Genomic DNA, 16460 nt, shown 5'->3' with positions numbered 1-16460 from the left:
TCGAAATTGATCGGAGGATTATCGGATGAATATAAAAACTCTTCGCCAAACAGCACGGGAAAAGCTCAAGGGATATTGTCGGGTTTGTCCAGAGTGTAATGGTAAGGCCTGTGCTGGGGAGGTGCCAGGCATGGGCGGAATGGGAACGGGGGCATCGTTTAGAAACAATGTTGAGGCTTTAGCAGCTTTTCGCATTAATATGAGGACGTTGCATAGTGCCACACATCCCGATACACAGATCAGACTCTTTGGTCAAGAACTTAAAACTCCAATTCTCGGGGCACCTATTACTGGGAATAATTTCAACATGGGTGGAGCCCTAAACGAAGATGAATGGGCTGAAGCTATGATTCAGGGTTGTTTAACATCAGGAGCGTTGGGGTGTACTGGAGATGCACCAGATCCGGCGATGTATCTGGCAGGGGTTGATGTTATTGCAAAAGCTCAAGGACAAGGCATCCCCTTCATGAAACCGCGGAATCAGGATGAGATTCTTAACTCTCTCCGTCGAGCTGAGGAGGCAGGAGCTTTGGCTGTGGGCATGGATATAGATGCTGCCGGCCTAGTCACTATTAAAGTTGGCCCAAAGAGTAAAGAAGAAATGAAAGAAATTATTTCCAGTACCTCTTTGCCGTTTATCATTAAGGGAATCATGACGGTGAGCGAAGCGGAAATAGCACTTGAAGTCGGAGCTGCGGCGATTGTAGTCTCTAATCATGGTGGAAGGGTACTCGATCATACTCCTGGAACTGCTGAAGTTCTGCCAGAAATCGCTGCGGCTTTGGATGGACGAATTCCGGTAATCGTTGACGGGGGAGTCCGAACGGGTGTTGATATTTTAAAGATGTTAGCATTAGGCGCAGATGCAGTTATGATCGGAAGACCTCTAGTTATTGCTGGGTATGGTGGAGGCGCAGAGGGAGTCTCCTTAGTTCTTAGGAGAATGTCCAATGAACTAAAACAGGCCATGATTCTTACGGGTTGTTCAACGCTTGATGATATTAACATGGATGTGCTGTATTGATCTAATAATAAAAAATATCGGTCCAAGCACTATTCGCGAATGACAGAATAGAATTAGAGGAAGCTATTCACGTCAGCCGTACACCATGGAATATAGGTTGCCCTAATTAGGGTTAGATGCACGATGACGCTATATTCGAAAGTTGAACCACGTAAACGAACAACGAACCTCGAATATCGAGAAAGTGGGAACGAAAAGTGCTGACAATACATTGGCGAGTGTGGCACGTAACCCTCGTGATGCTGATGATTTTAATGAGTCTATTTCTTAGTGGTTGCCAACAGGATTATCTTACTATGGATTCAGTTCCCTCTTTAGGAAAGGCTGCTAAATCTCCCCAAGAGCCAGGGATAACAAATGAGGGGAAGGATACAGCTATTCCTGAATCTTTAGCACCAACAACAGCACCAGCCCCAACAACAGAACCAATAACAGAGAAAAAGGCTGATGAAACCCCGACCTTCCCCGTGCCTCCTAAGTCCCCTCCCGATACTCCAATTCATCCGTTTTATGGTTTAGATGGAACTCCGCCGAGTGCACCAGGGCTAGCTATGCGTTTGAGAGTGTTTGATGTCGAGCCAGAAAAAATTGCTTACTTAACGTTTGATGACGGTCCTTATCCAGAAACGACCCCCCGCATCCTTAAGATTCTAAAGGATGAGGATATCAAAGCAACATTTTTTGTATTGGGAAGTCAAGTAGCGCGGCATCCTGACCTCTTGAAAGCAGAATATGAGCAAGGACAGGGAATTGGTAACCATAGCTACAGCCATGATTATCACTCGGTTTATCGTAGTCCGGAAACTTTCCTAGCAGAAATTAAACAATCGGAAGAAGTTATTTTTAAGACGATTGGAGTTCGCCCACGAATTGTTCGCGCGCCTGGAGGAACACAAGGGCATTTCCATGTGAATTATTACAACACACTCGATGCTGCAGATTACTTAGTCTATGACTGGAATGTTAGCAGTGGAGATGCAGCAGCCCCTCTCGTCCCGGCAGACCAACTTATTCAAAATATCCAAACCCAAGTGCCTGGTAAATCGAGGGTCATTATCTTGATGCATGATGCCGGAGTTAAGACCACTACCGTTGATGCTCTACCAAAGATTGTTGATTACCTCAAACAGCAGGGTTTTTCCTTCGGGGTAATTACACAAAAGGTTGCTCCGATCCTTTTTCCGGGTGGATTTAATAGCTAAGTTGTCTGCAATTGTATCTCTTTAAAAAGATATCTATAGATTCTATAGGTATCTTTTTAATGGGGGAAGCACCTGCATTGTATATAACTATTCAAAGTTATATACAATAATTGGATAAGGGTAGTTCTTCCGAAGTGCACTGCTAGACTATGATCATCTAGGTTATAGGAAACAGGAAAGTTGCTTCACTTGTGCTAACTGGCACAAGAATTGCATTAGAGGCGCTAAACCGCTATACTTAAGGAGAAGGGGGTTTTTGTTATTGCGTATTCTCTTGGTGGCCCTCAATGCAAAATATGTCCATACAAATCTAGCCCTTCGCTATTTGCGGGAAGGGATACGCGCTGATTTTCCTGATAGTTTGCTCATGGAATTTAGCATTAACGATCATTTAGATCGAATTGCAGGGGAAATCTATGAAGCCAAGGCCGATGTCGTTGGCTTTTCATGTTATATTTGGAATCTGAAGGAAATCATGGCGGTCGTTAGGAAACTCCGCCCGGTCTGTTCAGATGTAAAGTTTGTGATGGGTGGCCCGGAAGTTTCGTTCGGGGCCGAAGAGTTTCTATCCATGCATTCCGAGGTGGATGCCCTTGTTCTCGGAGAAGGGGAACGAGCTTTTTTAGAGTTACTAAAGACATGGCAAGAGGGTCGTGATCTTTCTAGTGTTCTAGGCATAGCATGGAGAGAGCCTGAGAAAGTTGTTGTTAATGCTACCTGTGCAAATCCTCTCGATCTAAACGAGCTACCCTTTCCCTATGCGGAGGTAGAAGATTTTACAGGACGGCTTGTCTATGTTGAAACAACGAGAGGATGTCCTTTTAACTGTCAGTACTGCTTGTCCTCAACCTTCCGGGGGGTTCGATTTTTGGAACCCGAGAGGTTCCGCTGGATGTTTCGGCACTTGCTGGAAAAGGGCGCCCGTATTATTAAGTTTGTAGATCGAACGTTTAATGCGCATCAACATCATGCTATGCACATTTTGGACATTGTACGAGAAGAGAGTGAGAAGCACCCGGATGCCCTAAAAATAAGGGTTCACTGTGAGATGGCAGGGGATCTATTAAATGAAGAATGGCTGGATTATTTTAGAAACTACCCGCCAGGATTGCTCCAATTAGAGATTGGCGTACAGTCAACCTACCCACCGACTTTGGAGATTGTATCACGACCTCAAAACTTTGAAAAATGGAACAAATTCATCCCCAAAATTCAAACCATGGGGATTCCGCTTCACCTTGATTTGATTGCTGGGTTGCCCCTCGAAAACTGGACAAACTTCCGAACCTCGTTTAACGATGTTTACACAGTTAAGCCAGATATGCTTCAGCTAGGATTTTTAAAAGTACTTAAAGGATCTGGGCTACGTCAGCAAAGCGAGCGCTATGGTCTCGTATTTACACCAGATCCACCTTATACAATTTTAGAGACCTCGGTTTTGTCACATAGCGAAATACTTCAATTACATCGCATCGAAGAGGTCCTCGATAAATATTATAATTCAGGGAAGTTTTTACACGCCTTACGCGAAATCACTGAGCTATTCCCAACACCGTTTGACTTTTATCATGAGTTTGCAGAACTTTGGCAGCAACGTGGTTGGTTTAAGCGTCAGTGGCAGGGCAAAGCCCTCTTTGATAAACTTTGGGAATTTCTTCAGAAATTCCAAACTCAAAAAGATCCTTGTGAAGGCCTTTCTTGGTCTAAAATTCGAGATGCCCTACGATTTGATTACTATCTGTGGGAACGTCCGAACCTCATTCCCGACTATCTTGACCTAGAATACAGTCTGGAGTGGGGAGATACGGCAGATTCCTGGAGAATAATTCAGGAAGAGATTCGAAGAGATGCTTATTGGAAAACAGTAATTCCGGAGCTCGGTCAAATGGACCGGCGGCAGTGGATCCGCAACACGGCAGTCGCCTATTTCACGACTGATATAGTGCATGTCGGTCAATCCTCAAGACCATGCTGGTATCTTTTCTACTATCAACAGGGGAACGTAAAGGCTTACCAGTACAAAGGTTGAATGGAGTGCAGTACAATGACAACCCAAACTAGTTTATACCAGACGATCATGCGCTGGTTTTGTATATTGGTTATAGCCCTTTTGGTTGCGGGGTGTACAAGGGCACCTCAGACAGGACAACCAGGTGGGCCGGCGCCTGACGTGGTGGACGTCTGGCATTCCTTGCAAGGAACAGAAGCCCAGGCGTTACAAGCTCAAGCTCAAATGATTGCGCAGGCCCATCCTGAGGTGATCATTAAACTTAGCTACGTTCCAGAGCAAAATTTTGTTGCCACTTCCTATCAAGCAGAAGCGGGAGGAGAAGGTCCGGAACTATTCATTGCCTCTCGGGAGATTATCCATCAGCTCTATGAAAAGGGGGCCTTGGCACCCGCTGCGTACCAGGATCAAGAGGGGTTTCCTGCAGCTTCGCAAGGTTTTCGATTTGGTGGGAAGGGGTATGGCCTTCCTTGGTTAACCGATGTTCCTTTGCTTTTTTTCAGGACAGATACAGTTGGGGTTCCAGTCAATTTGACGGACTTATTCTCCGCGAAAGGAGGGGTTTCCGTCGCTGCCTCAAATACTGCCACACTTTCAGCATGGTGGAATGGTCAGGGTGGAAGGTTGATGAATGGAGGAGTTCCAGTCTTAGATGATCCTAGCAATGTAGCATTTCTTCAACAGCTTTTGACCTGGAAGAGTGCTAATGCTCTGCGGATTGATCCGGCAGCGCTTTCTGCGTTTTCCAGTGGTCAAACTCCTTATATGCTAGCAGGGGCAAGTGTTGCAAAATCGTTGACTCAACTGAATGTCCCATGGGGATGTATTCTGCTTTCTGATTTAGTCAATGGACAGGGACAGCCACTGCTTGGAACGACCCTCGGGATCGCGAATTCGGCCATTAAAACGAATGAAACGATGACGGCGGCAATTCAAATCGTGGAAAAAGCTTTGCTCACACCAGAGGTCGAAGGGGCAATGCAGGAAGCAGGACGTCTTCTTCCTGCCAATACAGGGTTCTACCAACGGCCAGAAGCACAGAAAGGGGTTTTTCCGCAGGCGAAGTTGGCCTTTAGCAAGGCATGGGCCTTAGACGGAGATGCTCTAGAATGGAAGCTGATTCCACTACAAGATTCGGCGTGGAGTAATGCCTTAACTGGCAACGTAGCTCCTTTAGAGGCTCTGGTCAGTGCCCAAGAACAGGCTGGAAAGATTTTAGCCAAAAGCGAACTGCCATAATCGACTAAAGTAGGAGGTGATACTAGTGAATAAACAAGGATTGGAACTCATTGTCATCACAGGGTTATCAGGAGCGGGAAGGACTCAGGCCATGCAAAGTCTTGAAGACCAAGGATTTTTCTGTGTTGATAATTTACCCCCTACGTTTCTGGTGAAATTTGCTGAGCTTTGTGCCCAGTCCCGAGGAAAAGTTTCTAAAGCCGCGATTGTTTGTGATTTGCGTGGAGGGGAATTCTTTTCCTCATTGAGTGAGGCCTTAGCCAATCTTGAAAAGGAAGGCTTTCGTCTCGAAGTTCTCTTTCTCGATGCATCCGATGAAACATTAATTCGTCGTTATAAAGAATCCCGTCGGCGTCATCCTTTGTCTCCACATGGACGAGTATTAGATGGAATTCAAGCCGAACGACAGCAGCTTGAGGAGCTGAGAATCCGGGCTGACAATATAATCGACACGTCTTGCTTAAGTGCCCAGCAACTTCGGACTCAAGTAGCAGAACTTTTTTGTAAGTCTCAGGGGCTCGATCAAATGGCTGTCTCTGTGATATCCTTTGGTTTTAAGTATGGCATCCCGATGGACGCGGACCTGGTTATGGATGTACGCTTTCTTCCGAATCCCTATTATGTTGAAACGTTACGTTCCCTGACTGGTGAGCACGCGTTAGTGAGAGACTATGTCTTTGGCAATCAAATGGCCCAAGAATTTATGGAAAAATACTTGGCCCTGCTTGAATATATCCTCCCTAACTATATCAAAGAGGGTAAAACCCACTTAGTAATTGGAATTGGCTGTACAGGAGGACAACATCGCTCGGTAGCTATTGCGGATAGAGTGGGGCAATTTCTTAGGGAGCGGAATTACGCCATCACCGTTAAACATCGGGACGCCACAATAAATCAAAAGGGTGGAACGGCGCGATGAAAACTGAAAATCGTGAGAGGTTTTCAAGATTTTTAAAATGGCTCTACCCTAATTTAAGGGTAAAACGTTGGTTTATGCTGGCAGTTCTTGGAATTTTCCTTTTCGCAACAGGGTTTTCTGTTATGAATGATGGGGTAGCCATTGGCTATGCTGAGTTACAGTTCCGTGAAGTCATATATCGTATAACGGGTAGCACTAGGCATATAGCCGTACCAACGGGTGTTGTTGTCAGTCTTTTTGGGATCCTCTTAATTATTATAGGTTTTAAACGAATGCTTTACTCTATTATTTCGTCGGTGCTTCCTGAAAACGAAGGAAGAATTGTAGATGTAATATATGCTCGTCATTATTTAAAGAGAGGACCAAAGATTGTCGTAGTAGGTGGTGGGACTGGGCTCTCAGCCCTTCTGAGCGGACTTAAGCACTATACATGTAATCTGACAGCGATTGTCACTGTTTCGGATGATGGTGGTAGCTCAGGGAAATTACGGGATGAAATGGGTATCCAACCCCCCGGAGATGTACGCAGTTGTCTGGTGGCCTTGGCTGATACTGAAGATATTATGGACACTCTCTTCTCTTACCGTTTTGATAGCGGTGAGCTTAAAGGGCATAGCTTGGGTAACCTGCTTTTGGCAGGGCTAACTGATACCTTTGGAGATTTTCAGAAAGGGATTGAACAGGTTAGCAAAGTGTTTGCTCTACGTGGTAAGGTATTCCCCTCGACGTTAGACCAAGTGGTACTTATGGCAGATTTAGAGGATGGGACTCGAGTAACAGGAGAGACTTCAATTCGGTTGACCGAGGGAAAAATCAATAAAGTTTACCTTGAACCGAGTGATTGCAAACCATTACCAGATGCTATGCGGGCACTTGAGGAAGCTGATCTTATTGTTTTAGGTCCGGGTAGCCTTTATACAAGCGTTCTGCCGAATTTACTCGTCAAAGGTCTTAGAGATAAAATTCGAGAAGTGAACGCCCCTTGTGTCTATGTATGTAATGTCATGACAGAAAAAGGTGAGACGGACGGTTATCGAGTGTCTGATCACCTTAGAGCGATTCTGGACCACTGCGGAGCGGGCTTCGTCGATGCGGTACTGGCTACTAAGGGAGAGATTACGGATACACTTCTCAAGCGCTACATCGTGGAAGAAGCCGTTCCGGTGATTGCGGATCCTAAGGTCGTTCAGCAATTGGGTGCCAAGTATTTTGAGGCAAATTTAGTGCAAGAGGGAAATGTTGTGCGCCACGATTCGGATCGGTTGGCAAAAGAACTTATACGCTTGCTTTTCCGTTTGAAACCCATGGGAGAGCGCATTGCCTTAGTCGATGCTTATCTGCTCACTCAGAAGCTCCGCTAAGATTAAACGCGAAGCGTGAGGTACGGAGTACGATTTGAGTTATTCGAACCACGAACTTCGAACCTCGAACCACGAGAAGGGGGTGGGGAATTGTCTTTTAGTGCGATTACAAAAGAAGAATTAGCTCGTTTGAGCAATCAAAAAGCTTGTTGTGAGTTATCTGAACTGGCGGCTCTAATCCGGATGGACGGCACACTCCAAATCAGTACCAACCAGCAGTATACCTTAAATGTTATGACAGAAAGTGCTCCAGTGGCTCGCAAGATTTATCGTCTTGCAAAGGATGTGCTTAAGCGCCCGCTGGAAATCGTGGTTCGACGTAAACTTAGATTACGTAAGAATAACTCCTACTTAGTTAAAATCTACCTTCGTGGATTAGAAGATCTAAAAAACATCGGTTTGGTAGACGAAGAGGGGCAAATCTATCCCGGCATCGCCCCCAATCTTATCAAAAAGCGTTGTGACCAAAAAGCGTATTTAAGAGGCGCCTTTTTGGCTGGGGGGTCGATGAATAATCCTGAAGGTACATATCACCTCGAAATTGTTAGCAATGACCCCGAACATGCTAAAGCATTATGCCAATTGATCAATCGTTTTAAATTAGGCGCTAAAGTTAGCATGCGCAAGCATTGGTATGTAATATATCTCAAAGAAAGTGAACATATCGTAGATTTTCTCGGGTTTATGGGCGCACATCATGCTCTTTTAGAGTTTGAGAATGCTCGTGTACTCAAAGATGTTCGTAATCAGGTCAATCGCTTAGTAAATTGTGAGACCGCGAATCTCGATAAAATTGTGGATGCTGCAGTGCGCCAATTGGAGAATATTCAATATATTCAGGAGAAAACGGGTCTGCAGGCTTTGCCAGACACTTTGCGGAACATGGCGGAGCTTAGGCTTCAATACCCAGACGCCAGTTTAAAAGAGCTTGGAGAAATGCTCCGTCCAAAGGTCGGGAAATCCGGCGTTAATCATCGCATGCGAAAAATAGATGAGTTTGCTGAGCGTATGCGGGGCCAAAGATGGGAACTTTAAAGTAAAAACCATGACAGGAACCTAAAATTTGGAGATATGGGGGGAAAAAGGTGCGGTTAGGGTATGGTTTGAATCTAGAGCAAACTCAGAAACTAATTATGACTCCGGAATTACGCCAAGCAATTACAATTTTACAGCTGTCCGCACTTGACCTATCCACGTATGTTGAGGAGCAGCTCTTAGAAAATCCTTTACTAGAAAATCTTGAGGAAAATCCAGAAACCAAGGGAGAAGTAGAGCCTCCTGTGGTGGAAGAGAAGGCTCCCGATGAAAAATGGGAAGTGGATTGGCAAGAGTATTTTCAGGACCAGGATGAAAATCGTGTGCGCCAGGAACGTGTGACGCTGGAGGACAATCAACGATTTGACCCGTTTACTGCCGCAGCACCTACGCTTCTAGACTATTTACTGGAACAACTTCATGTTCAAAAGGCCACGGCTTCTTTATCCGTGGCAGAATATATAGTGGGGAATTTAAATGATAATGGATATCTCGCACTATCCACAAAAGAGATTGCCGATGAAATGAAGGTCTCGCTTGAAACGGCCGAAGAAGCCTTGTCACTAGTTCAGACTCTTGATCCATTGGGAGTAGGGGCTCGGAATTTAGAGGAATGTCTTCGCTTACAATTGCCTCTCCTTCCAGATAATCCACCAGAATTAACAGAGTTTTTGAAGTATCTAGAGGACTTGGCAGCCGGACGTTTACAAAGAATTGCTCATATGCTTAAAATCTCCTTAAATCGGGTTCAGGAACTGGCAGATATGGTGCGAAAGTTAGACCCTAAACCAGGCCTGAGATTTTCCAGCCCGGGAGAAGTGCGCTATGTCGTCCCCGATGTGGTGATTGAAGAGATTCAAGGGGAGTTTATAATCCTGGTTAACGATATTACGGTACCCCGCCTAGGAATCAACAAAGTGTACCGCGATGCGTTAGGTCAAGACGAGGGAACAGAAACCCGTAAATTTGTCGAGCAGAAGTTGAACGCAGCAGCTTGGCTGATTCGTAGTATTGAACAACGGCGTCTCACCCTTTATAAAGTAGCTAATGCCATTGTAAAGTGGCAAACTGAATTTCTCCGCCACGGGATACGCCATCTCAGACCACTCACATTAAGAGATATTGCGGAAGAAATCGGAGTTCATGAATCCACCGTCAGCCGAGCCACTGCCCATAAATATGTTCAAACCCCTAAGGGGATTTTCGAGTTCAAGTTCTTCTTTGCCAATAGTATGGGGCGAGGAAATCAAAACGACTCAGGGATAACGACCGATGTCATCAAACTGGTTCTTAAAGATATTATTGCTACGGAAAATCCCAAGAACCCTTATTCGGATCAAAAATTGGCAGACCTACTAAAGGCCAGAGATATGGAGATTTCCAGGCGTACCGTTGCCAAGTACCGGGATGAGTTAGGGATTTCGGCGACGTCGGTTAGGAAGAGGTATTAGGGGAGAGCGAGAAGTCGCAGGTCAAGACAAGTTTGGCGGGGAACGCTCGTAAAGGTTTCGCTCTGTTTCGAGACTTCTCAGGGAGTTGCTGGATTTGGTGGTTCAGACTAAAAAGTAATTGCTTAATTCTGAAAATGCGTATATTATAGTCATAACTATAATAGGTATAAATTAATCACTCAAAAGTTGATATTTAAGGCTGGAGTTATAGAGAAAGCCGCAAATTTATCTGTTTTTAACAGGTTTGTTTGCGGCTTTTTTCTACTTTTCATTGCCAGACTTTTTGGGGCCAAAAGGAGTTGAATGCAGATAAGTGGTCGGGACTGTTTTAGTGTTTTTGGGCGGGTTGGGTCTCTTTATGTATGGCGTTCAAACAACGTCAGATGCCCTGCAAAAGTTTGCTGCACATCGTCTTAAACAAATTCTCCAATCGCTTACCAAGAAACCCTTTATGGCTGTTTTGTTGGGGATGGTCATCACCGTTGCTTTTCAAAGCAGTGCTGCAACAACTGTTTTGGTTGTAGAGTTTGTCAATGCAGGAATGATGAATCTTGGGCAGGCATTAGGCATTGTTTTAGGCTCGGCAGTGGGGACGTCGATCTCCATTCAACTCATCGCTTTTCAAATTCTGGATGTGGCATTAGGGGCCATATTTATGGGTGTCATTCTTTATTTTTCTGGTAAGAAACAGTGGAAGCATTTAGGACATTCTTTAATTGGCTTTGGATTAATCTTTGTTGGGATGGCTAATATGTCGAACGCTACGGCTCCCCTTCGTAATATTCCTGAAGTTTATATCTTTCTCTCTCAATTGGGAAGCCAGCCTTTTCTGGCGATCATCGTGGGGCTTATCTTAACCACCGTAATTCAGAGTAGCACGGCAGTTTTCGCAATTATGATGTCTCTGGCGGGGCAACATTTATTGGGTCTCTCAGCTATTGTTCCGTTGGTTCTTGGAGCTCATATTGGAGGTACAGTTACCACATTACTTACAAGTTTAACTGCGCAAAAGACGGATGCTAAACGAACGGCGATAGCAAATACAGGGTATAAAGTAGTAGCAGCGGTTCTAGTGTATCCATTTTTGGCACAATTCGCACAGCTTATCCAATGGACAACGGGTAATGTACAACGACAGGTCGCCAATGCCCATTTGCTCTTTGCGGTTTTAATGGTTATCTTATTTTTCCCCCTGAACCACATTATTGCCCAAGGACTAAAACGTGTGGTTCCGGATCGTGCCGGCAAAGATACTCCCTTGAAGTTCCAAGTCATTGATGAAGTTTCCTTGGAGGTTCCGGCTGTTGCCCTTAAACAAGCTCACGGAGAGATATGTGCCTTGGGCAAGTTCATCCTTACGAAGATGTTACAAAAAGTTCCAGAAGCTCTCTTATCGAGTAGTGAAGATTTGGCCGATAAGGTGGCTGAGGTTGAAGAGGGTGTGGATTGGTATTATCGACACACTATGCGTTTTCTAGCGGTCCTATCTCAGAAAGGACTGACAGATGAGCAAGCAGAAGAAAGCATGAACCTTCAGTTTATTGCCAAAGAATTTGAATATATTGGGGATGCAATTATGGCTATGGTGCAATTAACCAACAAATTGCATCGTGAGAATTTGAGGGTTCCAGCTGAAAATTGGGAGCATCTCGATGATTTATATCAGCAGGTAATGGGTCATTTTGCGACCGTGCTGGAGGCCTTAACTCAGTGGGATTCCCAAAGGGCAGCAGAAGTGATTCGTGAACATCCTGAGACTGCTCGTGTACAGAGAGACTTGCAGTTCGGTTTTCTTGCTCAAGGCCCTCAGCAAAGCGGACTAGAAAGCAATCTGAAGATTGAAGAGAAATTCCGTTATTTTACGTTAGACTTAATTAATCTCTTATATCAAGTAGATGAGCACACAGTAAATATTGCCAAGGTAGTCATGGGAATTGTTTAAGATTACGGAGGTGTAACGTTTGGGCGAAACAGCGGCATTAAATGGTTTTTTGAAATGAGCAAAAGTAAGAGTTTAGTGTTATGATAAAATGAGGGATTATTCAGAGATTACGAAAATCTACAAACCATTAGGTTAGAGAGGTTGAGGAGAGATAGTATGAAAATTTTGGGCCATCGGGGAGCTGCGGGTACATCTCCAGAAAATACGTTGCTTTCCTTTGCCAAGGGCCTTGAATTTGGGGTGGATGGCTTTGAGTTTGATGTACAATTGTCACGAGACAGAGAAGTCGTCATCTGTCATGACGAACGTGTCGATCGGACCAGTGATGGGATTGGTTGGGTTAAGGACTTTACGCTTAAGGAACTTAAGAAACTAAATTTTGGAGTTGGATTTAGGATGTACGCACCAATTCCGACTTTAGCGGAACTGCTGGAAATGCTGAAAGGAAGGCCACTGATCCTTAATGTTGAGATTAAAACGGGCTTGATCGAATACCCGGGAATTGTCGGGCAAGTGGTGGGCTTATTAGAAAAGTATCGAGTGACTTCCCAAAGTATAATTTCTTCGTTTGAACATAAGACAATAGTAGAAGTAATTGAAAATTATCCGCATCTGAAAACTGGCTTAATTTATGACTGCGGGTTAATCTCGCCTTGGCTTTATGCTCAGAATTTAGGGGCAAGCCATTTGCACCCCCACTATGCCTTTGTCAGCCCAGAATTAGTACGAGAAAGTCATTTGCGGGGAATCGGTATCCATACTTGGACAGTGGACGAGGCCTGGGAGATGGAACGTGTTGCAATTTCCGGTGCTGATATGGCGATCACAAATTACCCAGAGCGCTTTATTTAGAAAAGTGCCGGATTAAGTAACTATACTTCGGATGAGCAGGCATCGATTCCTCAGTTTTCCTTTCGTTGGCCTTCATCATGACTCTGAGGTTAGACCGAGAACAAAACTATACTGGGATTTGACTTCAGGGACAGTGAATGGATATACGTAAATAACATTGTAAACAAACGTTGCGGAGGAGGTGAGAGGCTTTCTCACTAGGTCTGTGAAAGATTGGACAAGTCATGTACTTAGGAACTTCACAAGAATATTGTTTATGAGGAGGAACGACAATGTTAAATAGGACAAGGAAATCCCTTACGTGCGTTATGATTGGCGCATTCTTAATGAGCAGCCTTTTGACTGGGTGTGGAACGAAACCTGCAGCTGATCCGGTTAAAGAGGCGAAGCCTGCCGGTGAATTGACCGGGCAAGCGCTAAAAGACGCTGCGAAAAAAGAAGGAAAGGTTGTTTCCTATGGCATGCCAGATGCCTGGGCAAATCTAGGCGAGATTTGGGGTAATTTCACCAAGTCAAATGAGGTTACTCACTCTGACACAGATATGACGAGTGCCGAGGAAATTGCTAAGTTCGACGCTGAGAAAGGCAGCCCTGTCGCTGATATTGGGGATGTAGGCATTACGTTCGGTAATGTTGCTGTAGCCCGCGATGTCGTCCAAGCACACAAGGGACCGACTTGGAGCGAAATTCCAGATTGGGCCAAGAATAAAGATGGTCTTTGGACAGGGGAATACGTTGGGACAATTGCTTTCTTAGTGAACACCAAGCTGGTTAAAGAGGTTCCCAAGAGCTGGGCTGATTTACTTAAACCAGAATATAAAGGTGCCGTTGTCACGGGGGATGTTTTAAAAGCTGCCCAATCACAAGCTGCAATTCTGGCAGCCGCGTTTGCTAACGGTGGGGATGAAAACAACTTAAAGCCAGGGATTGACTATTTCGCGAAGTTAGCCAAAGCTGGTAATCTCAAACCCAGTGATAATATTTTCAGCATCTTCCAAAAGGGTGAAGTTCCTGTAGGGATCCTTTGGGATTTCAACGCGCTTGGTTATCGCTCTCGCTTGGCGGATAAAGAAAATTACCAGGTTGTTATCCCTGCGGATGGTACTGTAGCAAGTGCTTATGTCTCGATCATTAATAAATACGCGCCACATCCCAATGCGGCTAAAGCTTTCCAAGATTACCTCTTAAGTGACGAAGGACAAGTTCTTTTAGCCAAAGGGTTTGCTCGCCCAATTCGAGACAAAGTACAAATTCCTGCGGATATCGCGAAAACGATGGTACCGAAAGAACAATATGTATCAGCTAAACCAATTAAGGACTTCGCGGCTTGGGAAAAGAATATGAAAACAATCCCCGATCTGTGGAGAAATAATGTAATAGTCTCGCAATAATGTTCACTCACTCTCTCTGCTCCTTACTATAGGGAAAAGCCTGACGGGACATCGGTCTTTATACAGATTGTTATCAAGTCAGGCTTTTCCTCAGTATTTAAACTGTTCCAAAGTCGTTTGCGGCGAGGAGGCCTTATAAAATGAAGAATAACTTAGTTAAACGGCTCGGCCAAGAGTTGCGGCGAGGTGGAATCCTTTGGGTTCCCCTTATTCCCTTGATTATCTTCGCTTTAGCCTTCGAAATCCTCCCTATGGGATATATTATTTACAGCAGTGTACATACCTCGACTGGAATTAGTTTTCAAAGCTATGCCCAAGTTTTTCAGAGTAAATATTACGTGGTTTCCTTGAAAAACAGTTTATTAGTATCCGTGGCCGTAGGAGTTATCGGCTTGGTCATTGGTACAATTGGCGCACTATCTTTGCGTTCAATAGGAGAAGCCTGGCGAGAAAAACTTTTGACGTTGGTTAATATGACCTCGAATTTTTCTGGAGTGCCTTTGGCCTTTGCCTATATCGTTCTCTTGGGAGTCAATGGCCTTGTAACGGTCTTAATGAAGGAAAAAATGGGGCTGGACCTGTATGGCATGGGTTTTAACCTGTTCAGCTGGACGGGGATCGTCCTAGTTTATATTTATTTTAGCGTACCTTTGGCCTTTATGCTGATGTATCCTGCAGTCTATGCCCTTAGGCAGGATATTCAAGAAGCGGCTCGAATTTTAGGGGCCAGCCGTTTTCATTTCTGGCGTAAGATTGGGATACCTATCTTGTTACCTTCCATGTTGGGCAGTTTTACGCTGCTTTTTGCCAATTCCCTAGGAGCTTATGCCACAGCTTACGCCTTGACAAGCTCGAACAACAGCCTTGTTTCAATAACAATCGCTAACCTAGTCACAGGGGATATTTTCCCGGATCCTTCTTTGGCAAGTGCCTTAGCAGTCATTATGGCTGGCTTTTTGGTAGCGTCCATTATTATTAATGAGAGGCTTAAGAAAAACGGCGGAGGGGTGGGACAATGAAACGAGGGATTGTTTCTAAACTGGTTCTGGTGATTATCTTCGCCTATCTATTTTTCCCGATCGTGGCTACCCTTCTATTCTCAGTTGCGACAAGGTGGAGTACAACCATCTTGCCTGAAGGGTATACTCTATCCTATTATCAACAACTATTCAGCAGTCCAGAGTTCATGCAAGCCTTATTGAGGACCGTCAATGTGAGCTTTGCAACTATTATCCTGTCAATTCTGATCATTATTCCGTCGATGTACTTAGCGATCGTTTATTACCCGCGTTTAGAGAAACTCTTTGAACTATTGTCAATTTTACCGTTTGCGATGCCTGGAGTTATTCTAGCCATCGGGATGATTCAGATGTATTCCAGAGGTCCAATACGAATCACGAATACTCCTTGGATCCTAATTGGTTCCTATTTTGTCTTAATTTTGCCGTTCATGTATCAGGCTACGAAAAACAGCTTCCGGACAATCAACGTCAAAGCCCTGACTGAAGCTGCGCTAATGTTGGGGTGTGGCAAGTTGGAGACGTTTGTTAAGATAATCTTTCCTAATGTACTGAGGGGAGTTATTTCTGCGGCGTTGATTTCAGTGTCCGTCTTGTTTGGAGAATTTGTCCTAGCTAATCTGTTAGTGGGAGATAACTATGAGACCATTCAGATCTACTTGTATAAATTACAGAAGGTGGATGGTCACTTGGCGAATGCCTTAGTGGCTTCATATTTTATGGTCATTTTGTTAATGTCCTTGATCTTGATCTGGATGGCGTTTCGAAGGGAGACAAAGCTTACCAGCGATCGGAAGGCAGAAGCCAGAGGTCAGAAGGCGTAACAGAGGTCAGAAGGTATTACAAAGACCAGGGATCAGAAGCCAGTGGTTAAGGACATAACATAGAACATAGAACAGAGACCAGAAGGCGTAAGTTGGATAGCAGAAGCTGTTGCAGAAGTGGGGATCTATTGAACAGGAGAATTCAAAGGACTTTTGGTTGTATAATCGGCATAGGAATGAGAATAGGGTGTGG

At 44.6% G+C, this 16460-nt stretch carries 13 protein-coding genes; all 13 read left to right on the top strand.

Features of this window, described 5'->3' with window-relative positions; translation table 11 throughout:
* Nucleotides 1–25: 25 nt before the first annotated feature.
* Nucleotides 26–1024, top strand: coding sequence for an alpha-hydroxy-acid oxidizing protein (locus UF75_RS08655; protein ID WP_045574208.1), 999 nt, complete (start codon nt 26–28; stop codon nt 1022–1024).
* Nucleotides 1025–1221: 197 nt separating this feature from the next.
* On the top strand, nt 1222–2226 hold the full coding sequence (locus tag UF75_RS08650) for a polysaccharide deacetylase family protein (protein ID WP_242860170.1): 1005 nt from the start codon (nt 1222–1224) through the stop codon (nt 2224–2226).
* A gap of 262 nt (nt 2227–2488) precedes the next feature.
* Nucleotides 2489–4255, top strand: a complete 1767-nt coding sequence (locus tag UF75_RS08645) for a B12-binding domain-containing radical SAM protein (RefSeq protein WP_045574207.1) — start codon at nt 2489–2491, stop codon at nt 4253–4255.
* Nucleotides 4256–4270: 15 nt separating this feature from the next.
* Nucleotides 4271–5473, top strand: coding sequence for an extracellular solute-binding protein (locus tag UF75_RS08640; protein ID WP_045574206.1), 1203 nt, complete (start codon nt 4271–4273; stop codon nt 5471–5473).
* A 25-nt stretch (nt 5474–5498) separates the two neighbouring features.
* Complete coding sequence (gene rapZ / locus UF75_RS08635) at nt 5499–6392, top strand: RNase adapter RapZ (RefSeq protein WP_045574205.1); 894 nt, start codon at nt 5499–5501, stop codon at nt 6390–6392.
* On the top strand, nt 6389–7753 hold the full coding sequence (locus UF75_RS08630) for a gluconeogenesis factor YvcK family protein (RefSeq protein WP_045574204.1): 1365 nt from the start codon (nt 6389–6391) through the stop codon (nt 7751–7753). The genes rapZ and UF75_RS08630 overlap by 4 nt, the downstream gene beginning before the upstream one ends.
* Nucleotides 7754–7843: 90 nt before the next feature.
* A complete protein-coding gene (whiA, locus tag UF75_RS08625) occupies nt 7844–8788 on the top strand; it encodes a DNA-binding protein WhiA (protein WP_045574203.1) in 945 nt (314 codons plus the stop codon).
* Nucleotides 8789–8838: 50 nt separating this feature from the next.
* The gene (rpoN, locus tag UF75_RS08620) at nt 8839–10239 is read left to right on the top strand and encodes an RNA polymerase factor sigma-54 (RefSeq protein WP_045574202.1); all 1401 of its coding nucleotides are present in this window, start codon (nt 8839–8841) and stop codon (nt 10237–10239) included.
* Between the two features lie 313 nt (nt 10240–10552).
* Nucleotides 10553–12181 (top strand): Na/Pi cotransporter family protein, encoded by a 1629-nt coding sequence (locus UF75_RS08615; RefSeq protein ID WP_242860169.1) that lies wholly within the window; start codon nt 10553–10555, stop codon nt 12179–12181.
* A 156-nt stretch (nt 12182–12337) separates the two neighbouring features.
* Nucleotides 12338–13033 carry a glycerophosphodiester phosphodiesterase gene (locus UF75_RS08610; RefSeq protein WP_045574201.1) on the top strand — a complete coding sequence of 232 codons (696 nt, stop codon included), beginning with the start codon at nt 12338–12340 and terminating at the stop codon, nt 13031–13033.
* Nucleotides 13034–13305: 272 nt separating this feature from the next.
* On the top strand, nt 13306–14424 hold the full coding sequence (locus UF75_RS08605) for an extracellular solute-binding protein (RefSeq protein WP_045574200.1): 1119 nt from the start codon (nt 13306–13308) through the stop codon (nt 14422–14424).
* 140 nt (nt 14425–14564) lie between these two features.
* Nucleotides 14565–15443, top strand: a complete 879-nt coding sequence (locus tag UF75_RS08600; RefSeq protein ID WP_045574199.1) for an ABC transporter permease subunit — start codon at nt 14565–14567, stop codon at nt 15441–15443.
* A complete protein-coding gene (locus UF75_RS08595) occupies nt 15440–16267 on the top strand; it encodes an ABC transporter permease subunit (RefSeq protein ID WP_045574198.1) in 828 nt (275 codons plus the stop codon). The genes UF75_RS08600 and UF75_RS08595 overlap by 4 nt, the downstream gene beginning before the upstream one ends.
* Nucleotides 16268–16460: the final 193 nt, after the last annotated feature.

Source organism: Desulfosporosinus sp. I2 (assembly GCF_000960765.1).
Classification (GTDB): Bacteria; Bacillota; Desulfitobacteriia; order Desulfitobacteriales; family Desulfitobacteriaceae; genus Desulfosporosinus.
Note: the sequence above shows the minus strand (reverse complement) of the source record. Positions and strands in the feature narration are given on the sequence as shown.

Coding starts and splice junctions, on each gene's coding strand:
- UF75_RS08630 (WP_045574204.1), top strand. CDS start 6,389: ATGAAAACTGAAAATCGTGAGAGGTTTTCAAGATTTTTAAAATGGCTC.
- UF75_RS08640 (WP_045574206.1), top strand. CDS start 4,271: ATGACAACCCAAACTAGTTTATACCAGACGATCATGCGCTGGTTTTGT.
- UF75_RS08610 (WP_045574201.1), top strand. CDS start 12,338: ATGAAAATTTTGGGCCATCGGGGAGCTGCGGGTACATCTCCAGAAAAT.
- UF75_RS08655 (WP_045574208.1), top strand. CDS start 26: ATGAATATAAAAACTCTTCGCCAAACAGCACGGGAAAAGCTCAAGGGA.
- UF75_RS08600 (WP_045574199.1), top strand. CDS start 14,565: ATGAAGAATAACTTAGTTAAACGGCTCGGCCAAGAGTTGCGGCGAGGT.
- UF75_RS08605 (WP_045574200.1), top strand. CDS start 13,306: ATGTTAAATAGGACAAGGAAATCCCTTACGTGCGTTATGATTGGCGCA.
- UF75_RS08595 (WP_045574198.1), top strand. CDS start 15,440: ATGAAACGAGGGATTGTTTCTAAACTGGTTCTGGTGATTATCTTCGCC.